Here is a 23,534-nt window from a genome sequence, read left to right on the forward strand (position 1 = left end):
TCTGTAAAAATAAGGAATTTAAAATCCTTTCAAAAATTTTATTGATTTTGTTTTATCTTTATACAAAATAAATACATGAAAAAACTTTTACTCTTTTGTGTCTTAGCAGGTTATTCTTCTGTTCTCGGGCAAACTTCACTTGTTTTTGTTTATTTTAATGACAAACCGAACAAGGCTGCTTTTTATGCAAATCCGTTGTCTGAACTAACTCAGAAATCCCTTGACAGACGTACTTCATTGGGGGTTTCATTAAATGATCAAGATGCTCCGATTGAACCCACTTATATTCAGAATATTCAAAGTTTAGGATTTACGGTGACTGATTATTCCAAATGGCTGAATGGTGTAGCTGTAAATGCCACTCCGGCTCAAATTACAACGCTTCAGGCTCAGACCTATGTACAATCTGTGGAAAGTTTTGCTAGAAATTCATCAACTGTTCCCAAATTTGGTCATAAAAATAAGTGGGAAAATCAAACAGATGCTACCAATAAGAACCTGACAGTTTTTGATTATGGCTCTGGCTCTGATCAGATTGATCAGATTAATCTTCGTCCGCTTCACTTAGCAGGTTACACCGGAACAGGCGTTACTATTGCGGTAATCGATACCGGTTTTCCGAATGTGAATACAGGTTCTGCTTACTCAAGATTACTTACAAACGGTCATATTAAAGGCGGTTATGATTTTGTAACAAAAAGTGCTGATATCTATAATACTTCTTTAAATAATCACGGATCGGTAGTGTTAGGAGCCATCGGCGGTTATATTCAGGATACTTTTGTAGGTTCTGCGCCTGATGCCGATTTTTATCTTTACAGAAGTGAAAATGCGACTATAGAAATTCCGGAAGAGGAATTATACTGGATTGAAGCTGCGGAAGAAGCTGACAGAAAAGGGGTTGATCTTATTACCACATCTTTAGGTTACGCTACTTTTGATGATCCAAAATATAATTATACATACGCCAATATGAACGGAAGCACTTCGTTTATCTCAAGAGCGGCAGAAATCGCAGTCAACAAAGGAATTTTTGTTTTGTTTGCAGCAGGAAATTCAGGAGCGTTACCTTGGCATTATATTTTAACTCCGGCTGATAATGCGAAAGTATTTACGATAGGATCTGTAGATGCTGCGGGAGTTTCATCAGGCTTTTCATCTTTCGGTCCTAATTCTCTGGGAGTTATCAAGCCAGACGCAAGCGCCAGAGGAACAGCAACGACTACAGTAAATAATAATTCTACGACAACCGTAAGCGGAACATCCATTGCAACACCTGTTGCTGCGGGTGGAGTTGCCTGTCTGATTCAGGCTTTTTCTTCCATGAACAGAGATTTGATGAGAGATAAACTAAGACAGACTGCTTCTCTTTATCCTAATCACACAGATCAAATGGGTTATGGAATTTTAAATTTCGGAAGTCTTTACAATTCAGTTTTAAATACTTCTGAATTGGTTAAAAATAAAAAACTGGCAATTTTCCCGAATCCTGTTAAAAACATTCTAAATATTGCTACCGAAGCAGAAGTTCATTCTTTGGAAATCTATGATAATTTAGGCAGACTGATTACTAAAATCAACAATCAGAAATCTGTGAAAGTTGAAGACTTTGCAAAAGGAGTTTACTATTTGAAAATTCAGACTAAAGATAAAATTTACTACGAGAAATTTATAAAAGAATAATAAAAAAGAGCTGTTTAAAATTTAAACAGCTCTTTTTTTATTTTACACCTTAATTAATAAGCCTCAAATTCATCAAAATCCTTAATCTCCGACAGCATAATCGGTTTCTGAGCAGGAATTTTACTCCATGATTCTTCAAAAACTTCTTCACCGCTATCAGCATTCGGATTTGTATTTTCTTTATACTGCTTTTTTCCTGTCAAATAATTAATACTTGTTTCATTATTCACCACAGGACCATGATTGTCACTTGCATCGTAACCAATTAATTGAAAATCTGCACCTTTCAGCCTAAAAGTATATTTCCAGTAGCCATATCTTCCGTGAGCATAATGTACAAAAAGATTACCTTTTTCTGCATAAACCATTAATTCAGGAGCATAATACACCCCACCTTCTTCATTTTCTGAGGAAAAACAGTTGTCATTTTCAACTATTAATCTATAATTATCATTTTTAGTTTTAAGAAGAACAATAATCCCTCTGCGGTTGCGGTCTAATTTTCCACGGTTTTCATCTACGATTATATTCTCTTTATCGGTTGCTTTGATGATTAAAATACAGTCTTTCAGTCCATCATTATTCAAATCTCCGTACACTTCTTCAAACAGTATATACTCTTTTGGTAAAAAATCAGCTGGCTTTTTCTTACTTCCTATTTCAATATGATCTTCTATTGCTTTTTCTACGGATAAAGTTTCATTTTTCGCAGCCGGAGGCAGTTGATCCTTCTTTGAATCTTTACAGCCGACAGAAAGTAACAGAATTAAGAAATACAACAAATTTCTCATACATATTATTTACGCCGAGTTCCTGCTCGCATTAATATTTCCAAACAGAGAACGTGTCACCAATTTTTCGTAGGCTTCTTTATTGCCTTCTCCTTTTTGCAATTTCATTAATGCATATTGCTGAATACTTAACAACGGCAATACAATTTTTTCACGAATTTTCACGGATTTTCTTGATAACGGATCTTCCTGTTGAAGCATTTTAAATCCAGTCAGTTCCAGCATAATTTCTTTAGATAAGGAATATTCGTCGAACAAAACATTCCAGAAAGCACCGAATTTCGGATTATTTTTAATATAGTAGGTTAAAGGGAAATATGTTTTGTTCATACTCATCATTGAGTTTAACACCAATGTTTTAAAGAAGTCCGAACCTTTATATAATTCTCTTACTTCTTCAAACCTTCCCTGCTCTTTCATTTTCTGCATGGCAAAACCGAAACCGAAAAATCCGGGAACATTCTGCTTCAACTGCGCCCAAGAACCCACAAACGGAATCGCTCTCAAATCTTCAAATTTAAGTTCATTTCCACCACCTCTTTTGGACGGACGGCTTCCGATATTGGTTTTTCCGTAATATTCCAATGTACTCATTTCCTGAAGATAAGGAACAAACATTGGATGTGCTTTCAAATCTGAATATTTCTGATAACTAATATCCGCCAATTTTATAATTAAAGCTCTTTCTTTCTCTGTTAATTCTTTCTTTGCATTTTTGAAAACATCATTCTCAACTCCTGCGGTTAAAAGTTGTTCAAAGTTATATTTTGCCTGTTCTTTATTCCCAAAAATACTGGTAATCGTCTGTCCCTGAATCGTTAATTCAATTTTATTATTGGCGATTGTTTTTCCTTGTGAAGCGTAGAAATCGTGGGTTTTTCCACCACCCCTTGCCGGCGGACCTCCTCTACCGTCGAAGAATACGACTTTAATTCCGTTTTGTTCGGAAAGCTGAGTTAAAACTTCTTTTGCTTTGTAAATTTCCCAGTTGGCTTTCAAATAACCGCCGTCTTTCGTTCCGTCTGAGAAACCTAACATAATCGTCTGCTGATTTCCTCTTTTCTGCAAATGTTTTTGGTAAATCGGGTTTTGGTATAATTCCTTCATCACACTTTCTGCGTTGGCAAGACCTTCCATCGTTTCAAAAAGCGGAACAATATCCATATTTATTTCTTCGTCCTGATATCCACAAACTTTGAAAAATGCATATACATTCATCACATCTTTTACCGCATCGGAATTGGAAATAATATAACGGTTCATACCTCTCGATCCGTTCAGTTCCTGAATTTCTGAAACCTGAGAAACTGTCAACAATGTATCTTTTACAATGTCTTCAAAATCATCAGCATTCACTTTTTCTGAGATTTGAATTAACTGATTAAATTTATCTTCGTAACTCGCTTCCTTGGTACCAAAAACTTTAGTAAAAACTTCATCAATCACCTGCTGATGAATTCTGCTGTCCTGACGAACATCCAACGTTGCAAAATGAGTCCCAAAAATTTTCACACGATCTCTGAAATCATGCAAAAGATTTACAAAAAGCGAATTATGTTGGGTAACCAAAATTTCTTCAGCCTCGTCTAACCTTTTTATAATATCTCCGGCTTCAATTTTTTCATTTCTGAAAATCGCAGTGTATAATTCAGAACTTAATATGCCTAAAACCTCTGAAACTCCTCTGAAGCTCAATCTTCTTCTGACAGATTTAAGATTATTGTAATACGCTTTCAAAATGGCAGAACGTAATTCTTCCGCTACTCTTTTAGTAACATCTGCGGTCACAAAAGGATTTCCGTCTCTGTCGCCACCCGGCCAGAATCCTAACTGAATCAAATCTTCGTGCAGATGAAAATGCTCGCTCCCGAAAGTTGACTTAATTTTAGTAAAAAGTTCTCCGATAGAATCATAATATACATATCTCAAATAGTAGATGATACTCAAGGCTTCATCAATTGGAGTTGGTTTTTCTTTATTGACGAATGGCGTTTTCCCTAATTGCTGCAACAGCATATCGATATTCGTAACAGAATCTGTTGTGATGGCATTTCTAAGATCGTGGAGAATTCTCTGAACTGAATTCGGATAAAACTGTGTCGGGTGAGCTGTAAAAACAATTTTCACACTAAAATCCTGCAGTTTTTTACGAATCTTTTTCAGTTTATGAACCTCGAGAGAACGTTCATACATATTGGTTACCGTTCCGTTATCACTTTCAGAATGAAGATTCGGAAAGGCAGCATCTTCGATACTGTCAAACAAAACCACCTGTCTTTCAATATATTGTATGATTTTAAAAAGCAGTTCCGTTTTTTGCTCTTCGGTCTGTAAATCGGTGTGATTTTTAAAGAATTCTTCAACGATTTCTTCGGGGGTTTTTCCTGCTTCGTAGCCAATCTTGCTTTCTTCATAAAGAAACGGAAGCAACATTCCGATATTCGTCATTTTATCATAAGGCAGGCTCATAAATAATGAATTATAGATCTGGAACTTATTTTCCACAATCTGCCTGAATTTTTCTGCGCGCTGGTCGTGTCTCATATAACAAATGTAGGGGATTTTGTTTTGAATTAATTAGGTTTTAATTTTAAAAATAACTAATTCTCTAAATATTTTACAAAATAAAAATAAGCTAAAGTTTAAAATGTATCTTCGCAGAAACTTTAATCATAAATGAAATTCGGAATTATTTTCTATTCAATCTTAGGAATTTTGTCCTTATTAACAGGTGTTTATTTATTACAATATTTCATTCCTCTGTCAATTATCTTCTTCATTGGTGCTTTTATTAATGGTGTTTTTATTCACAAAGAATATTCTATTCACAAAAATGAAAAAATTGAATACGATGAAAATTCAGTTCCCGATGAGGTTATTGTTAAATATTCTCGTTCGGGCAGAATTATTGCTATCGCAACTTACAGTATTTTTGTGATTTTGGGACTATTTTTTCTTTTAGGTCTTAAGTTCAAATTAAATGTAATAGCAATATTAGTATTAATTATACTTCTGGGATTTACCGTTTATTTTATTTTTAAAATAATTTCAGAAATAAAAAAAATATCACAAATTATAATTTCTATCAACATACAAGGAATACAAATAAAGAATAATTCAACATATTTGTGGAACGAAATTCAGCTTGAAAAAATTATTGTGAAACGTCTTGTAAGTCGTGAAACTAGACATGACTACAAACCCGAAGTTAACTATTTATACTTTTTTCACAACGACGAAAAAGTATAAATCAAAATTGATGATTTTGATATTACAGATTCTCAACTTGCACAAATTCTAAAAATATTTAGAGCTCGTCATAATAATTCAGGCTTATTATAATTTTGAATCCAAAATTTTATTGATTAATTTTACATCTTACACCAATCAATATCCAATGAAAAAAATATTCTTCTTTTTTATATTAACTTTTATTCTTACTGCCTGTGGTAAAGATTGCTATAATGCTCCGCAGCCTATTGCTTTTGAATTTGTGGATTCTAATGATGAAAACCTGATCACAAACGGGACACTTACGACATACTCAATTCAGGACGAAAATAATGTTGCTGTACAGTTAACCAGAACATCTGATGATCTGGTTATTTTAGAAAATGTGGGCGCTTATAATGGTGTGAAAAATTATAAATTTTATTCTAATGTGAAGAATTTAAGTTTTGCAATACACTCATCAGAATTTAAAGGCGGTTGTGATGGTTTTCAAATCAATAAATTAACATTCACAGGAGTTGGTATCGACGTTACTGACGAAAAAGGGTACTATAAAATTGTATTGCAATAAATTTTCACTTTCTTACCTTTGCAAAAACATCAGAATGAAATTATTATTTCCGATTTTATTATTCTCAGGTTTGGTTTTCAGTCAGAAAACTATTCCTAATGATTTCAAAAAAATCCCGGAAATATTAGATAATGCCGATATGCTCTACCCTTTCATTCAACCGGAAACTCAATACGAATATTGGTCGGTTCAGCGAAAAGATACCAAAGATCCGATCTATGAAAGTCAATCTCCTTTGAATATTGGAATTTACGATATTCCTTTCAACGGACAAGGTTTTTTCGACGAATGTGAACCGAATGGTTGTTTTACCTACTTAATTGCCTGCCAGAATAACCAACCTAAATATTTTACCAGCAAACAACAGTTAAGGGATTTTATTTCTACCATTGATAATCTTTCTGAAGCCATTTTAATTGCCAAAACGTATGGTTTTACCGTTGATTCATCAGACAACATTGGGAATTCATATAAAATCGATGACAAATTCGTTTCATTATATCTGTCAAAAACAAAAAATTGTCCTGAAACAAAAGAATCTTTCCTGATTAAGATTAACAGAAAAAATGGAAAACTGGAAAGTAAAAGCAATGGAGTTTATGTAAAAAGTAAAGATTGCCATTGATTAAAGTAAAAGTTTCATCCTATCTTTAATTATAACTAAAAAAACCTATATTTTTGTTTCGTTCTTAATGACAGTCTGCATATTCTTTATTGATAAATAAATCAAATTTCAATAGTTTAAACTAAATACAATCATCATAATTTTAAAACTTTCTTAACTCAATTTCTGTGATGCATTGCGTACATTTGGTTTAAAATAAATTTAAGAACAATGCTTAATTTCGAGTTTAAAAATCCAACAAAAATACTTTTCGGGAAAGGTGAAATCGCAAAAATTTCAAACGAAATCCCTAAAGATTCTAAAGTTTTAATTATCTACGGTGGCGGAAGCATCAAAAACAACGGGGTTTACGATCAGGTAAAAGAAGCTTTAAAAGATCATGAAGTTCATGAATTCGGTGGTGTTCCTGCTAATCCGGAATATGAAGTTTTAATTAATGCTTTAAGCTTTATTAAAGAAAAAAATATCACTTTCCTTTTAGCCGTGGGTGGCGGGTCTGTCATCGACGGAACAAAATTCCTTTCTGCAGCAGCAAATTATAATGGTGAACCTTGGGAAATCCTGACCAAACCTGTAAGAACATTTGAAGGAGAAGGAATGCCTTTCGGAACAGTTTTGACGCTACCGGCAACGGGTTCTGAAATGAATTCAGGATACGTAATTTCACGAAGAGAAACCAATGAAAAATTGTCGACGGGCGGTCCCGGACTTTTCCCTCAGTTTTCTGTATTAGATCCTGAAGTGGTAAGATCAATCCCGCCAAGACAGATTATTAATGGTCTGACAGATGCTTATACCCATGTTTTAGAACAGTATATGACAGCACCATCTTCGGCAGATTTGCAGGAAAGAATTGCTGAAAGCATCCTAATCAGCTTACAGGAAACAGCTCCAAAAGTATTGGCAGACGAGTTTAATTATGATGCCGCAGGAAACTTTATGTGGTGTTGTACAATGGCACTGAATGGGTTAATTCAAAAGGGAGTAATCACAGATTGGGCTGTTCATGCGATGGGACACGAATTAACGGCTTATTTTGGTATTGATCATGCAAGAACCTTAGCGATTATTGCACCATCTCATTACCGTTATAATTTTGAAGATAAAAAAGGAAAATTAGCGCAATATGCAGAAAGAGTTTGGGGAATCAAAGACGGAACTGTTGAAGAAAAAGCAGAATTAGGAATTAAAAAACTGGAAGAATTTTTTCACAGTCTGCATATTCAAACCAGACTTTCAGAATATACAGAAGACTTTAGTGGCACGGCTGAAAGAGTTGAAAAAGCTTTCACAGAAAGAAATTGGCTTGGTTTAGGAGAATATAAAAAACTGACTCCGAAGGATGCTTATAAAATTGTAGAAATGAGTTATTAAAACAGCTTTTAGGTGATAGAAATTAGTACTTATACGTATTCTAAATTATTTTTTCTACAAACATTTGTTTAAAAAACCTAAATTTCATTACGGATATTTCAAATTTATTTATATTTTAGCATATTCTAAAATTTGTGAAAATGAAAAAACAATTACTTCTACTTGCCTTTTCCGCATTAGCGCTAACTTCTTGTAAAGATGATGATGATATCCAGGCTTACGAAATGGACATGATGAAAGGCGAGTGGAAAATTAGTAAAACAGAAGTAATATCCGGAAAAGATGATAAAACAGTAATCCAGACAAGTGTTCCTACCGGTTGTTCTACAAAAGACAATATATTTTTCAGAACAGATTATTATACTTCTTATACTTCTTATGCAGGAGTGGGTGCCGACTGTCAGGTAAACGGCTCTAGTGAAGGGACCTATACGTATAATAGCGAAACTAAGGATCTAGTAATCAACTATACAAATGATAGCCCAAGACCATACAAGATCGTAATACTTACCAGCTCTGAAATGAGAATTAAGCAGATGTTTGGCAATATCGATCAGGATGGTGATCTGGTTCCGGATGTAGAATATATTTCTTATAAAAGATAAATACAGAACTCCCGAAAGATTCGGGAGTTTTTTATGAAAAAGAAATTTTAATATTAACTAAAATTATTAAAACAATGAAGAAGATGTTATCAGCATTATTATTGCTGACTTTTACCCTTTTCTTTTCACAAGAAAAAAAGCCAATGTTCTGGCAGGACATTCAGAATTTCAAACAACTGGATCAGGAAAGTAAGCCAACAAAAGATGCTATTCTGTTAATTGGAAGTTCGTCTTTTACAAAATGGACAGATGTAGCTAATTATTTCCCAACCAAAACTATCATCAACAGAGGGTTTGGAGGATCAAGATTGACTGATCTTAATTATTATGCCAATGATCTTTTAAATTATCAACCTAAGCAAATTATTATCTACTGTGGTGAAAACGATTTCGCTGATAATGATCAATTAAAGGCAGATGTTGTGGTCGACAGATTTAAAATTTTTTATAAAAAGATAAGAACAAAATTTCCGAATATCGAAGTTGATTATATTTCCATAAAATATTCTCCGAGTCGAGAAAAGCTTTGGCCTCAAATGAAAGAAGCGAATAAAAAGATTGCAGCTTTTATGAAAAAACAGCCTCATTCAGAATTCATTGACATTACAAAAGTGATGGAAGATTCCAATGGGAACATCAGAAAAGATCTTTTTGTGGAAGATATGCTGCACATGACACCGGAAGGTTATAAATTGTGGACTTCGGTGATGAATCCTTATATGAAATGATTATGTTTTAAAATATAATTCCAATATTAGCTCCCGTTTTTCGGGAGTTTTTTATTGGCAACTTTACATAATATAATTTATTTGGAGTGTTCTGTTTATTTTCATTTCTTTGCGAAAATTAATAATTTTAAATTAAACAATGAAAAAAATCTTATTTCTGGCAGTAGCTTCTACTATTGCTCTTGGATCATGTAGCAGTAATGATAGCGAAGAAAATATTTCAACAACAATTGTTGGAGTTTGGAAACCTTCTATGGAAAAGGTAATTTCCGGAAGCAACGGAAACGTACTTTCAACCGATAATTTTGATACTTGCTATAAAAAAAGCACATTCAATTTCAAGGCTAACAATACTTTAACATCCAATACATATGAAAATGTAAGTGGTACATGCAGTAATGGCGGAGAAGATACCATGTCTTATTCGTACGATTATTCAAATAAAAAAATCACAATAGATGGTGACGAATATGAAGTGATAAGCCATACACAGAACGAGTTTCAATTAGTGGGCGATTATGATGATAAAAACGGTGACAGTATTGAAGATAAAATTGTTTTGGTTTTAGCGAGATAAATTGCTTCACAATATAAAAAAGAAATAAAAATATCCCTCAGTATTTGAGGGATATTTTTATTTCTTTTTCTTAGATTTCGATATTGATTTCTGCTGAGCCCTGTTTGCTCCGAATTTCTTAGGAGCTTTTCTTTTTGAAGGTCCGCCCCAGTTTTCTTTCTTATTTTTATCCTTTTTCTCATGGAAAGCTCCTCCTCCATCATTCAGTTTTACCTGAGCAGGATTTTTCATAATAATCAAATCTTCTTCAGAAGCAATCTTTTTAGGATTAATTTTAACCTCTTCAGGGAAATCGATGTATTTTAATTCTTTATCCATCAATAACTCGATCTCAAGTGCCAAAACCTCTTCTTTCTTCGTTACAAAAGTTACTGCTTTCCCGTCTTTATCAGCTCTACCCGTTCTACCAATTCTGTGGATATATTGTTCAGGAATCTCAGGAGTTTCAAAGTTGATGACATGTGTAATGTTAGAAATATCCAATCCTCTTGCCATTACATCTGTTGTAATTAAACCTCTTACTTCCTCATTTTCAAAGCTTTTCATTGCTTTCAATCTGTAGTTCTGAGATTTATTCGAGTGAATTACATCAAACTGTTCAGGAAACAGTTCATCAATTTTAGTAAATAAAAGATCTGCATTTTTCTTATTATTCGTGAAAATCAAAACCTTAGACATATCTGTGTTTGTTTTCAATAAGTGCTCAAGCAGATTAATTTTAGTATTGAAATTCTCTACTTTATAAGCAGTCTGTTCAATTTTTTCAAGCGGAGTTCCAGATTTCGCCAATGAAATTTCAATAGGGCCAGCAAAATACTGATCCAGCATTTCATCAACAGCTTCCGTCATGGTGGCAGAGAAAAGAATATTCTGTCTTTTATCTTTCATCATTTCGAAAATGTGGGTTAATTGCGGTCTGAAACCTAAATTCAGCATTTCATCAAATTCATCGATGATCAATTTCTGAACTTCTTTTAAAGAAATAGCATTATCAATAGCCAAATCCATGATTCTGCCGGGAGTTCCTACCAAAATATCGCAACCATTGTTGAACAACAGTTTTTGCGTATTGATATTTTTTCCACCATAAATTCCTATTACTCTTGCAGTAAGATTTTCCGTCAGTTTTTCTACGATTTCTGTTACTTGAACCACTAATTCTCTTGTAGGAACCAGAACAACCACGGTAGGATTTCCATTTTTGTTATACTTCCAGGTTTTTAAAACCGGTAATAAATACGCTAACGTTTTTCCTGTTCCTGTCTGTGCAATTCCCATCACGTCTCTTCCCGAAAGAATCGGTCCGATAGTTTTTTCCTGAATGGGTGTTGGTTCAAATAAATTTAAATCTGCTAAAACATCAAGAATTTTAACCGGAAGGTCAAAATCTGCAAAAGTGAGTTGTTCCATTTTGCAAAGATAAGTAATTAATTTTTGTGGTTATTACAAGAAATTTATATGCTTAATGCTTCGACTCCGCTCAGCATGACATCGATAGAAATATCCTGTTAAATATAGAAAGATAACATTAGAAATGTCTTGTTTATCGCAGTCTAATCATCTCAAATATCATTAATTTTAAATTGATATTTTATCATTTTTACCATTCCGGAGGAATCTGAGAATTTTTATTTAATAAATCTTACTTTCTGGTGATCCTCAACAAAATTACAATCATCAACAGTATTGAAAAGAAAAATCCTAATACTGCAACCAAAGACATTTCTCCGATTCTCGGTCCGGATTCTGAAGTGAAAACAATTGCCGTTGCGATAATATTTGCGCCCAAAATCATTGCTAAAATCAAATTTACAATACTTGATTTTATTAACTGATTCGTTTTTTCAATATTTTTAATTTCACTGGAAACTGTGAATTTATTTTCATCTAATTTTTGCAGTACAGAACGTAATTCTTTCGGAATTTCATCCACATTATCCGTAAAACTCATCATTCTGTCCATTCCCATTTTTGCGAGATTCTTCGGATTGAGTTTCCTTGTAAATATTTTTTTTGTGTAGGGATGAAGACTTTTTACAATATCCAATTCTGGATTTATAGTTCGCCCAACACCTTCTATCAAACCGATTCCTTTAAATAAAAGATAAAAATAATCCTGCATATAGAGTCGGTTATCTTTTAAAACATCTTTCATTTTGTTGATAATTACATGAGGATCAATTTCTTTTAACGAAGAACTGTGAACGAAATTCAGAATATCTTCTACATCATTTTCAAACCTTTTTTCATCCGGAATCTGATAGCTCACTGCCATTTTTTTCAGATACCTAACGATTTTATGGGCATTTTTGGCTACGAAACTGATGATTAAATTTTCAAGAACTTCTTTATCGTTAGGCGGAATTTTTCCGACTGCACCGAAATCAATAAAAACAATTTTTCCGTCTTTTTTTACCAGAATATTCCCTGCGTGCGGATCTGCATGAAAAAAACCGTAATCTAAAATTTGAGATACAAAAAGCCTCAATCCAACCTCAGAAACATTCACCGGATCAATATCATGAGCTAAAAGTGAATTTTTATCCGTCACTTTTATTCCATCAATAAATTCCATACAAAGAACATTATTGTTGGAAAATTCTCCGTAAACATTTGGAACGTATGTTTCTTTATTGTCTTTAAAATTCCTTTTGAATTGTAGAATATTTTCTTTTTCGTTGATAAAGGAAACTTCTTCCAGCAAAGATTTTTCGAAGGTGGAAATCGCTTGTTTGAGATTCAGTTTTTCGCCAATCTCTGAATATGATGAAACGAGTTTTTCAAGATCTTTAATTAATAAAAGATCGTCCTCAATCAACGTTTGAACATCTGCTTTTTTAATCTTTAAAATAACTTCAGTCCCATCCAGTAAAGTTGCTTTATACACCTGCGCAATTGAAGCCGTCGCCAACGGAACTTTCTGAATGTCTGAAAAATGCTCTTCAACAGAAATATCAAATTCATTTTCCAGAATTTCCTCAACATTCATATCAACAACATCCACTTTATCCTGCAATTTCTGCAGCTCCTGAATCAGTTCTGCAGGAAGAAGATCTTCCCTGTTACTGAATGTCTGACCAAGCTTTACAAAAGTAGGTCCCAATTCTTCCAAAACCAATCGGATTCTTTCGTAAACTGTTCCTTTTGAAACAATTTCATTAGAGTTACTGGGAATTTCTATCTGCTTATTTCCGCTGTTCATTCTCGCCAACAGATCTTTAAAACCGTATTTACTTAACACGGAAATCAGTTTAGCGGATCTTTTCAATTTTCTTTGCTGCTTGTCGAACATAGTGTAAAATGTAGTTGCAAAGTAAGTCAAAAATTGTTCCTAACGACAATCAATTACACTATAAAAAGCTTTTTCCATTTTGATACTGTGTTACGGCTCAGTTTATAATGACGTGCAAGTTTGGTATTGTTCATTCCGGTCTCCTTCTGGAATTCCAAAATTTTTATAATAGTTGATTTACAGTAAGACCGATGACGTTGGTTTGATTTCACAAGATCTTCGGAAAACGGAGCAAATATCATATTATTAATGGCGATAACATCCAGCTCTGTCAATACTTTTTTATTAAGAATATTTTGGCAAGCCTTTTCCTTTTCAGGAAATTTTTTCTGAATAATATCGGTGTAAATCTTTTTAAAATCGGGTTGGGAATTATTATTCATTTTGATCAGTGTTTGTTTGGTTATACTTTTTTGTCCATCTGTGCAATGTAGACTTAGGAATTTTATATTCCTTGATGATCTGAGCCATTGTTTTTTCCTGAGTTTCTATAAGTTCTACAATGAAATCAATGACTTCACGGGTATAAATACTTTTACGGAAAGTCGGAAGCATTATTTTCTTTTCCTGTGGCTTATCAACTTTTGAAGGAGGTGAATACAGGATGAGGTGCTGGGAATATAATCTGAAGAAATCGTATTCAAGAAGTTTACTCCATCTCAATAAGACATCACTATCAATACTTTCAGATTGATACATTTCATTTATTTCATCCTCTGTACGGTTCATAAACTTGCAGATACGTTCAATTTTGATATCTGTTTCGGCTACACGAATTTTTATTATTTCACCAATGTGGATTATTTTATAGTCAAATTTCATCTTAATTTTTTTTCTATAGTGTGTAAAGAAATTACGTTAGTAGTCTAGTTTGTTTGGTAAACCGTTCATCAAAGATTAACGTAATGAATATTGTTATTTTCGTCTTTTTTAGCTCAAGAATAAAGGAAGCTATCTGTGTTGCTATTTTGATTTATTTTAAATCTATTAATCTGAAAAATTTATTATTTGCGGTTTGATACATTTTTATTTCTAACAAAAAAAACAATAATGATGACCGCTACAATAAATAATACAGGAATATAAGAATCGATATTGGCCGCATAAATTTTAGAATCTGAGGCCTGCGGTGGCGGAGGCAATACTTTATTATTCGTATTAATTATTTTATCCCTTTTATCCTGCGATTTATCTTTTTTACCAAGACTGTCTTCATTTTTATCATTACTCTTTTCAATATTCGCCAAAACAATATAATATGTCTCTTTTGAAATTGAAAATTTTCTCACTATAATAGGATTTATTAACAATAAAAATAACATAAACGCAATTACGTAAAAAATTTTATTTTTTTTCATAGACTTTGTTATTAAATGTTTAATTTTCCTTAATAAGTTTCTTAATAACAGTAGTCCTACTTAGACTATTCTTACGTGGTATAAAGCTAAGTACCAGTTTATTCATAATGAAGCAAAGAGATTTGGTATGATAATATTGTCATAAAAACCACTCAAGACATGTGAATACCATAATCATTTTTACGATGTGAATAATTCTGTATCAATGCTTTAATACGTGTTGTATTATAATTATAATTTGTTTACATTTGTTCAAAACGTAGTCTAAGTAGGACTATTTTTTTTATTAAATTGCGCTGATAATTAACATTGTAAATTATCGATAATGACATTTCAGTTTTTTCTACCCAAGAGAAGCCTCTCAAAAAATCTGTATTTAAACATCACCGATGCGTCCAGGAACATTAATTATCATTTTAATACGCATCTTTCGATGAATGAAAACGAATGGGATTTTCACCTTGAGAGACCAAAGAACATCTATCTCAAAAAACAAAAATTACTTAATGAAAAAATCAACCTTCTTAAAATTGAAATTAAAGAGTACATAGAGAAGAAAAGTACTCAGGTAAAGAGTGTAAGCCAACGATCACTCACCAAAAAAATACGTGAGATCTGTGCACGAAGGGAAAATCAATTTCCCGAAAATTCACTGCTTTATTATATGCAGGCTTATATAAAATCTAAAGAACATTTAATCTGCAAATCTACGTTTAAGAGATACAATGTTTTTTTTAAACTTCTTGTAAGATTTGAAGCTCATATGATAGAAAGAATGATGGTAGATACGCTTAATTCAGATTTCACCAAGGATTTCATCCAATTTGGAAAAAAAGAAAAATACAGCGACAACACTATCTATAGAACGATACATTTTGTAAAAACAATCTTAAACTTTGCAGAAAGAAAAGGTATCCGGACGAGCGTACGAGAAATAGTGGTAAAAAGAGAAAAACAGAATAAAGAAATGATCACGCTTACGGAAAAAGAAATAGTAAAGATCAAAAGTACCACTGTTCCGTCTGTCCTTGAAATAGCAAAAGACTGGCTGATTATCAGCTGTTATACCGGTCAGAGATTTTCAGATTTCATCAACTTTTCTTCCAAACAGCTTGTGGAAATAGAAAAAAAAGCCTGTATAAAATTTACTCAGCAAAAGACCAGGAAAAGTGTCACGCTTCCTTTACACCCTGCCGTTCTGAATATATTAAACAAATATAACGATCAGTTCCCGAGGCGTATGGATATTAATGAGTACAATATTGCCATAAAAGAGATTGCAAAACTAAGCCATCTTGATGAGTTGGTAAATACAAGGAAAAGATGTGGCTTCCGGACAAATGATATTGAGGTTGAAAAATGGAAAGCCCTCAGCAGCCATATCGGCAGAAGAAGCTTTGCCACAAACTTTTACGGAAAAATCCCTACTCCGCTTTTGATGGAAGCTACCGGCCACAGTACAGAACAAATGTTCTTAAAATATATTAATCCTGTAAACACGGACAGAATTTTATCTCTCGGTAAATATTTTGACCAAACTCATGCAGATCAAGGATTAATACCCAACTAAACCAATCCAACTGATGAAATTTTCGATAAAAAAATACCCTCTCCTAAATTGAGAGGGCAGAATATTATTGACTATTAACAAATAAGAAAATAAAAAAATTATCTTAAATAGGTTTCGTATAAATCATTTCTTCGGTCTTTCATTACCTGAACAGATCCGTGATAGTGAAGATCTTTCAGCAAATTCAAATCGACATCTACGATTAACGTCATTTCGGTATTTGGTGTTGCTTCCCCTTTTACGGCATTGGATGGAAAAGCAAAATCCGAAGGTGTGAACACTGCCGCCTGCCCGAACTGAATATCCATGTTATTAACTCCCGGTAAATTCCCTACACAACCGGCAATGGCGACATAGCATTCATTTTCAATAGCTCTTGCTGCAGCACAATGGCGTACTCTGATGTACGCATTTTGAGTGTCGGTAAGGTAAGGAACAAATAAAATTTTCATTCCCTGATCTGCCAGAATTCTTGGGAGTTCAGGAAATTCCACATCGTAGCAGATTACAAGACCTACCTTTCCACAGTCGGTATCGAAAACTTTGATTTCGCTTCCGCCTTTCATGCCGTAATATTTCCGTTCATTAGGCGTAATATGAATTTTACGGTATTCATCTACACGACCATCACGGTGGAGAAGATAACTGATATTGTAAAGATCATTATTTTCAAAGACAGGCATACTTCCTGAAATAATATTCACATTATAGCTGATTGCCAACTCTGAAATTCGATTCTTAATTTCTTCGGTAAGTTTTGCCAATTCAATCATACTGTCTCTTTCAGAAAGTTTGTTGAACGGAGCCAATAACGGCGTGTTAAACAATTCAGGGAAAAGAACAAAATCTGCCTTATAATCTCCCATTACATTCACAAAAAACTCTACCTGCTCGTAAAAAGCATTAATATCTTTGAAATGTCTCATCTGCCACTGCACCAAGCCCAAACGGATAATGCTGTCCTGCATCGTATTGGGTTTTTTGCTGTAATAAACGTTGTTCCATTGAAGAAGAACAGCATTTTCTTTTGAAGATTCATCTTCCGGAAGATACTTTTTCAGCACTCTAATCGGCAAGAAATTATTAGATAATTGAAAAGACAACACAGGATCGTAAATTTCTTTGTCTCTTACTTTTCGGATATAATCTCTTGCCGAAAGTTCATTGCTATATTTGTGATAATTTGGAATTCTCCCTCCAAGAACAATTGATTTTAAATTTAATAATTCACAAAGTTCCTTTCGGGCATCGTATAATCTTCTTCCCAATCTTAGTTCACGGTATTCCGGATCTACAAAAACCTCGATCCCGTATAAAACATCTCCTGTCGATAAGTGAGTATTAAACGTATAATTTCCTGTAATATCGCTATATGTATGTTCATCTCCAAACTCATTATAATCAACAATTATGGAAAGTGCGACCGCAGCTAATTTTCCGTCTACCGTAATGCATATCTGCCCTTTAGGAAATATTTTTGTTAGCTTTTCAATACTTTTTTTGGACCATATTGATTCTGACATTTGTGGATAGGCACGCTTCATCGTAACAACCAATTCTTCATAATCCTGAACAGTCAGAGGTCTTGTTTCTATTTGCATTTGATATAATTTTATTTAAATTTAGGGAAAAAATTACAGCTGATCAAGCATCAACAAAAACATAACTTTAATAACCGTTCGTTTCTATAAGTTTGTTAACAAATATTTTTCTTTCTCTAAAAAATGAAAATGATTGGCTTATTAATTTTGTTGTGAAAGGATAGTATTCTTTAACTTCCGCATTATTATAAATCCGTCGTATATTGGAGCCATCTGTTATTGTAATATGAATTGGAGCACCGTGTAAAACAACCATCCTTTTATCTATATTTTCCAAATCTTCATCACTACTGTTTTCTATTTTATCAATTAATTCTGTGAAATCTTTATGCTCTGATTTTTTAATAGAAAGATTGTAATAGCTATAATATGAATTACGCTCGGTAAGATCATCCATTTTTTGGATCCAATAAAAAGACTTTTTATAATGACCAGTTTTTTTGTAAACTCTCTGTTTCTTGTTCTCATATTTAAAGAATTTCTGTTCATATTTTTTATTAGATGAAATACTGTCCAAAAAAAGTATCTCAAAATTATATTGATCATTTTTATCTTCAATCTGAATTTTAAATTTTTTGTCCGGAAAAGTTTCAATTATCATTGTTTGAGCCTCAAATAAAATTGTAGTCAGAAAAGAAATTATAATAGCTAAAAAGATTTTCATAGTATCAGTTCAATTTTAAAATAACTAAACTTATTTATTGAAAATTTATTATTCATAAACAAAAAATCCCGCCCAAAGGCAGGATTTGTATTTAAAATTCAAGTCAAAATTATTCCCACTCGATGGTAGCAGGTGGTTTGCTCGAAATATCGTACGCTACTCTGTTGATTCCTCTTACTTCGTTGATAATTCTGCTTGAAACAGTATCTAAAAACTCGTAAGGAAGTCTGCTCCACGTTGCGGTCATGAAGTCGATAGTATTTGCAGAACGAACTACCGCTGTATATTCGTACGTTCTTTCGTCACCCATAACTCCAACAGATTTTACTGGAAGAAGAACTACAAAAGCCTGAGAAACTTTTTCATACAAATCATTTTTGTATAATTCTTCGATGAAAATATCATCAGCTTCCTGTAAAATTTTCACTTTTTCAGCATCAACAGCTCCTAAAATTCTGATTCCCAAACCAGGACCAGGGAAAGGATGTCTGTGTACCAAATGATGAGGAATTCCCAATTCTTCACCCACTTTTCTTACTTCATCCTTGAATAATTCTCTTAAAGGCTCCAATAATTCAAACTCCATATCTTCCGGAAGTCCGCCAACGTTGTGGTGAGATTTGATTACTGCAGAAGGACCGTTTACCGACTGGCTTTCAATCACATCAGGATAAATTGTTCCCTGCGCTAAGAATTTTGCCCCTTCGATTTTATGAGATTCTTCATCAAAAACATGAATAAATTCGTTTCCAATGATTTTTCTTTTAGCTTCAGGATCATCAACTCCCGCTAATTTTGATAAAAATCTTTCTTTAGCATCAACCAATTTAATGTTCATATGGAAATGTTCTCCATAATTATCCATTACTTTTTTGTCTTCATCTTTTCTCAACAATCCTGTGTCTACGAAAATACAAGTCAATTGATCACCGATCGCTTTATGGATCAAAACGGCAGCAACAGAAGAATCTACACCTCCTGAAAGACCCAAGATCACTTTTTGATCACCTACTCTTTCACGGATTTCTGCCACTGTTTTATCTATATAATTTGTCAGTTTCCAGTTTTTCTCTGAATTACAAATGGCAAAAACAAAGTTTTCCAACATTTTCCCACCTTCTTCTGTGTGAGAAACTTCCGGGTGAAACTGTACACAGTAGATTTTTTTCTCTTCATTCGCAATCGAAGCGATAACTCCTGATGTCGCATTTAATTCAAAACCTGCAGGCAATTGTCCAACCTCATCAAAATGGCTCATCCAGACAACAGAATTGTTGGTTACGCCTTTTAGTAAAGAAGATTCTTTTACAATTTCTAAATGAGCTTTTCCGTACTCACCTTTTACTCCTTTATGAACTTTTCCGCCTAAAAGATGTGCCGTTAACTGCATTCCGTAGCAAATTCCCAATACAGGAATTCCCTGTTCATACAATTCTTTTTCAACCAAATGAGCGTTTTCTGCGTTTACAGAGCTTGGTCCACCGGAAAGGATAATTCCTCTCGGCTGTTTTTCTAAAATTGTTTCTAATGGTGTATTGAAAGGCAAAATTTCAGAATATACACCCATCTCACGGATTCTTCTTCCGATAAGCTGATTGTACTGTGATCCGAAATCTAATATGATAATACCGTTGTTCATTTTTATAATTAATTATTTAAAATGACATCAGATGTGAGATATCAGACTTTAATCTGAAATCTTTTATCTGAAATCTAAATTTCAATTTCTTTACAAAAAAAGACCTGGATTTCTCCAAATCTTTTTTCGTGATTTTATTTTAAAACTTTCCGATGTCTTCTCTGTAGAAGCCGTAATCGAAATGTACGTGACTTGCGTCTTCGTAAACTTTCTTGCGGGCATCTTCATAGGTAGCTCCTGTAGCTACGATGTTCAGAACTCTTCCACCGTTTGAAACTACTTTGTCGCCTTTTCTGATAGCTCCTGCGTATAAAAGCTGGCTGTGCTTTAATTTATCTTCACCTGTAATTTCAAAACCGGTTTCGATATTTCTTGGATAACCACCGGAACACATTACAAGACAAACTGCTTTTTCGTCTTTAAATTTAAGTTCGATGTCTTTTCCTTCCATACAATCGTTGATTACATCTAGAAGATTGTTTTCCATTAAAGCCATTAATACCTGAGTTTCAGGATCTCCGAATCTCATATTGTATTCAAGAAGATACGTTCCTTTTTTAGTAATCATCAATCCGAAGAAGATAATTCCTTTAAATCCAAAACCTTCTGCTTTAAGACCCTTTAAAGTCGTTTCAAGAATATTTTTTTCAAAATCAGCATAATGCTCAGCAGTAAATTCAGGGCTTGGTGCTACGGTACCCATACCTCCTGTATTTGGGCCAGTGTCGCCATTTCCTGCTTTTTTATAATCTTTAGCTGCAATGCAAGGGAATAATTTTTCACCGTTTGAGAAAGCAATAATAGAAGCTTCAAAACCTTCCAGATATTCCTCCACCACAATACGGATTCCTGCATCACCAAAGATTCTTCTGATCATAAAATCATGAACTGTTGCTTCTGCCTCTTCTAATGTTTCGCAAATAACTACCCCTTTTCCTCCTGCAAGTCCGCTAGCCTTAATTACTAAAGGATATTCCTGAGTCTGGATGTATTCTTTTGCGTCGTTATAAGCATCAAAAACAACTGCTTTTGCCGTTTTGATATCATAGGTCTGCATAAATTTCTTAGAGAAAGCCTTACTTCCTTCCAAGCTAGCCACTTTTTGATTAGGACCGAAAACTTTAAGATCGTGCTTTTTGAATTCATCCTTCAAACCAGCTACTAGCGTTGCTTCAGGACCTACAATTGTAAGATCTACCTTTTCTTTGATAGCAAAATCTCTCAGTTCTTTAATCTCTGATAAATGAACATTTTTTCCTATTACATCAGTGGTAGCATTTCCGTTTGCGAAAAACATTTTAGAAATTCTTGCGTCCTTCTGAAGTTTTACAGCCAAAGCAGATTCTCTTCCACCTTCACCTATGATTAATATTCTCATATTTTATTTAATTAACAAGTCTATTTTACAAATATATAATTTAAAATTAAAATTGAAAGATTAAGGAATTAAGAAATTATCATGATCTAATTTTTGAATTTCTAAATATCTGAATCTCTTAATCTTTTAGTGAAAAAAATGTCTAACACCTGTAAACATCATCGGGATTTTGTGCTCGTTGGCCGCTTCGATGCTGTCTTGGTCTTTTACACTTCCTCCCGGCTGAATAATAGCTGTAATTCCTTCTGCAGCACAGAAATCCACTACATCACGGAAAGGGAAAAACGCATCAGAAGCTAATACCAAATCTCCTGTGAATTTTTCTTTAGCTCTTTCAATCGCCTGTTGAGTTGCCCAGATTCTATTTACCTGTCCGCCTCCGATTCCGAAAGCCTGAATCCCGTTGGAAACAACAATAGCATTAGATTTCACGTATTTTACCACTCTCTGAGAGAACAATAAAGCTTTTCTCTGCTCTTCTGTAGGTTGCGTTTCAGTTACAACTTTAATATCATCAGAGAAGATACTGTCGTTGTCCTGAACTAAAATTCCGCCATCAACCTTCACCCAAGTTTGTTTGTCAGAAACAGGGTTTACGATTTTTATAATTCTTACATTCTTTTTCTTTCTTAAAATTTCCAGAGCTTCTTCGTCAAACTCAGGAGCCATTACGATTTCAAGGAAAGTTTTGTTCAATTCTTCCGCTGTTGCTGCATCGATTTTGTAGTTCATTGCAACAATTCCGCCAAAGATTGAAACCGGATCACACTCGAAAGTTTTCTGATACGTTTCCAGTGCTGAAGTTCCGATCGCCACGCCACAAGGTGTAGAGTGTTTTACTGCGCAACAAGCCATTTCTTCTTTGAATTCAGTCACCACTTTCCAGCAAAGATCCATATCACGAAGGTTATTGAAAGACAATTCTTTACCTCCCAATTGTTCGAAATCTTTCATGGCACCGTTTTCAAAAGTAGAAACATAGTAAGCCGCCGTCTGATGAGGATTTTCACCGTATCTAAGGTCAGAAACCTTTTTATAAGAAGCACTTAAATACGTCGGATAATCCTCTTCTAAAAGCATTCTTGAAATCGCTGCATCATAAGCAGAAGTTAAGTTGAATACTTTTCCTGCAAGCTTTTTACGCGTCTCGATATACGTGTCACCGTTTTGCTCCATTTCGATTTTTACCTTTGTGTAATCTTCAACATCAGTAATTACTGTTACAGAATCAAAGTTTTTAGCAGCAGAACGAAGCATTGAAGGACCTCCGATATCGATGAATTCTACCTTTTCGTGAAGAGAAATGTCTTTGTTTACATTTTCAAAGAAAGGGTAAAGATTTACGATTACCATGTCGATCAGATCAATTCCGTGTTCCTCAACCGTTTTCATGTGTTCTTCGCTTGAACGAACTGCCAACAATCCACCATGAACTTTCGGGTGCAAAGTCTTCACTCTTCCGTCCAACATCTCAGGGAAATTGGTCACCTCATCAATCTGAATGGGATTTAAACCAGCGTCTTTCAAATGTTTGAAGGTCCCTCCTGTAGAAATTAATTCATAATTTTGGGCTTCCAAAAACTGTGCGAATTCGATCAATCCGCTTTTGTCTGAAACACTGATTAAAACTCTTTTTTTGCTCATTTTACTTTCGATTTTTTACTTTTTACAGCTATTTCAAACTGTAGACCGGTTCTTTCACCTCCGATCTTACTTTTTATTTTACTTAGATTTTTCAAATTTTTCGAAATAATTAAAATCTAAATGTGTTTTTTACATTCTATTTGTCATATTGAAAGCATCTTAACTATACTTAGATTCTACGGAATGACAAACTGTTATTTTTA

21 protein-coding genes are annotated in these 23,534 nt (G+C 33.7%); 9 read left to right on the top strand and 12 right to left on the bottom strand.

Annotated elements, in window-relative coordinates; translation table 11 throughout:
• Positions 1-75 precede the first annotated feature (75 nt).
• Positions 76-1,683: a S8/S53 family peptidase gene (locus ASG22_RS02410; protein ID WP_055979957.1), complete on the top strand. Its 1,608-nt coding sequence runs from the start codon at positions 76-78 to the stop codon at positions 1,681-1,683.
• Between the two features lie 53 nt (positions 1,684-1,736).
• Here ASG22_RS02410 and ASG22_RS02415 read toward each other — a convergent pair whose 3' ends face one another.
• Both ASG22_RS02415 and ASG22_RS02420 read right to left on the bottom strand, forming a co-directional pair.
• Positions 1,737-2,474 carry a hypothetical protein gene (locus tag ASG22_RS02415; protein WP_238586840.1) on the bottom strand — a complete coding sequence of 246 codons (738 nt, stop codon included), beginning with the start codon at positions 2,472-2,474 and terminating at the stop codon, positions 1,737-1,739.
• Between the two features lie 9 nt (positions 2,475-2,483).
• On the bottom strand, positions 2,484-5,018 hold the full coding sequence (locus ASG22_RS02420) for a phosphoenolpyruvate carboxylase (protein ID WP_055979960.1): 2,535 nt from the start codon (positions 5,016-5,018) through the stop codon (positions 2,484-2,486).
• Positions 5,019-5,150: 132 nt separating this feature from the next.
• Between ASG22_RS02420 and ASG22_RS02425 the strand changes: the two genes are divergently transcribed.
• The 7 genes from ASG22_RS02425 (at position 5,151) to ASG22_RS02455 (ending at position 10,185) form a co-directional block, all read left to right on the top strand.
• Positions 5,151-5,723, top strand: coding sequence for a hypothetical protein (locus ASG22_RS02425; protein ID WP_055979963.1), 573 nt, complete (start codon positions 5,151-5,153; stop codon positions 5,721-5,723).
• A 148-nt stretch (positions 5,724-5,871) separates the two neighbouring features.
• Positions 5,872-6,276, top strand: a complete 405-nt coding sequence (locus ASG22_RS02430; protein ID WP_055979966.1) for a lipoprotein — start codon at positions 5,872-5,874, stop codon at positions 6,274-6,276.
• A 34-nt stretch (positions 6,277-6,310) separates the two neighbouring features.
• Entirely contained in the window at positions 6,311-6,901 is a 591-nt protein-coding gene (locus tag ASG22_RS02435; RefSeq protein WP_238586841.1) for a hypothetical protein, read from the top strand.
• A gap of 210 nt (positions 6,902-7,111) precedes the next feature.
• The gene (locus ASG22_RS02440) at positions 7,112-8,275 is read left to right on the top strand and encodes an iron-containing alcohol dehydrogenase (RefSeq protein WP_055979968.1); all 1,164 of its coding nucleotides are present in this window, start codon (positions 7,112-7,114) and stop codon (positions 8,273-8,275) included.
• Between the two features lie 140 nt (positions 8,276-8,415).
• Entirely contained in the window at positions 8,416-8,880 is a 465-nt protein-coding gene (locus ASG22_RS02445; protein WP_055979971.1) for a lipocalin family protein, read from the top strand.
• Between the two features lie 74 nt (positions 8,881-8,954).
• Complete coding sequence (locus tag ASG22_RS02450; RefSeq protein WP_055979973.1) at positions 8,955-9,608, top strand: GDSL-type esterase/lipase family protein; 654 nt, start codon at positions 8,955-8,957, stop codon at positions 9,606-9,608.
• A 139-nt stretch (positions 9,609-9,747) separates the two neighbouring features.
• Complete coding sequence (locus tag ASG22_RS02455; protein WP_055979976.1) at positions 9,748-10,185, top strand: lipocalin family protein; 438 nt, start codon at positions 9,748-9,750, stop codon at positions 10,183-10,185.
• Positions 10,186-10,242: 57 nt separating this feature from the next.
• On the opposite strand, the gene ASG22_RS02460 is transcribed toward ASG22_RS02455, so the two are convergent.
• The 5 genes from ASG22_RS02460 to ASG22_RS02480 all read right to left on the bottom strand — a co-directional run bounded on the left by ASG22_RS02460 (position 10,243) and on the right by ASG22_RS02480 (position 14,766).
• Positions 10,243-11,595 (bottom strand): DEAD/DEAH box helicase, encoded by a 1,353-nt coding sequence (locus ASG22_RS02460; RefSeq protein WP_055979978.1) that lies wholly within the window; start codon positions 11,593-11,595, stop codon positions 10,243-10,245.
• 232 nt (positions 11,596-11,827) lie between these two features.
• Positions 11,828-13,477 (bottom strand): ABC1 kinase family protein, encoded by a 1,650-nt coding sequence (locus ASG22_RS02465; protein WP_055979981.1) that lies wholly within the window; start codon positions 13,475-13,477, stop codon positions 11,828-11,830.
• Positions 13,478-13,530: 53 nt separating this feature from the next.
• Positions 13,531-13,860, bottom strand: a complete 330-nt coding sequence (locus ASG22_RS02470) for a hypothetical protein (protein ID WP_055979985.1) — start codon at positions 13,858-13,860, stop codon at positions 13,531-13,533.
• Complete coding sequence (locus tag ASG22_RS02475) at positions 13,853-14,299, bottom strand: transposase (protein ID WP_055979989.1); 447 nt, start codon at positions 14,297-14,299, stop codon at positions 13,853-13,855. The genes ASG22_RS02470 and ASG22_RS02475 overlap by 8 nt, the downstream gene beginning before the upstream one ends.
• A gap of 182 nt (positions 14,300-14,481) precedes the next feature.
• On the bottom strand, positions 14,482-14,766 hold the full coding sequence (locus ASG22_RS02480) for a hypothetical protein (RefSeq protein WP_131726137.1): 285 nt from the start codon (positions 14,764-14,766) through the stop codon (positions 14,482-14,484).
• Positions 14,767-15,160: 394 nt separating this feature from the next.
• On the opposite strand from ASG22_RS02480, the gene ASG22_RS02485 reads away from it, so the two are divergent.
• Entirely contained in the window at positions 15,161-16,405 is a 1,245-nt protein-coding gene (locus ASG22_RS02485) for a phage integrase SAM-like domain-containing protein (RefSeq protein WP_055979995.1), read from the top strand.
• 98 nt (positions 16,406-16,503) lie between these two features.
• Here ASG22_RS02485 and ASG22_RS02490 read toward each other — a convergent pair whose 3' ends face one another.
• The 5 genes from ASG22_RS02490 to purH form a co-directional block, all read right to left on the bottom strand.
• Complete coding sequence (locus ASG22_RS02490; protein ID WP_055979997.1) at positions 16,504-18,006, bottom strand: carbon-nitrogen hydrolase family protein; 1,503 nt, start codon at positions 18,004-18,006, stop codon at positions 16,504-16,506.
• 67 nt (positions 18,007-18,073) lie between these two features.
• Positions 18,074-18,670: a hypothetical protein gene (locus ASG22_RS02495; protein ID WP_055979999.1), complete on the bottom strand. Its 597-nt coding sequence runs from the start codon at positions 18,668-18,670 to the stop codon at positions 18,074-18,076.
• Positions 18,671-18,779: 109 nt separating this feature from the next.
• Positions 18,780-20,309, bottom strand: coding sequence for a glutamine-hydrolyzing GMP synthase (guaA, locus tag ASG22_RS02500; protein WP_055980001.1), 1,530 nt, complete (start codon positions 20,307-20,309; stop codon positions 18,780-18,782).
• A 139-nt stretch (positions 20,310-20,448) separates the two neighbouring features.
• Positions 20,449-21,687, bottom strand: coding sequence for a phosphoribosylamine--glycine ligase (gene purD, locus ASG22_RS02505; RefSeq protein ID WP_055980003.1), 1,239 nt, complete (start codon positions 21,685-21,687; stop codon positions 20,449-20,451).
• A 126-nt stretch (positions 21,688-21,813) separates the two neighbouring features.
• Complete coding sequence (gene purH, locus ASG22_RS02510) at positions 21,814-23,331, bottom strand: bifunctional phosphoribosylaminoimidazolecarboxamide formyltransferase/IMP cyclohydrolase (protein WP_055980005.1); 1,518 nt, start codon at positions 23,329-23,331, stop codon at positions 21,814-21,816.
• Positions 23,332-23,534 lie beyond the last annotated feature (203 nt).

This window comes from Chryseobacterium sp. Leaf405 (assembly GCF_001425355.1).
Lineage (GTDB): Bacteria > Bacteroidota > Bacteroidia > Flavobacteriales > Weeksellaceae > Chryseobacterium.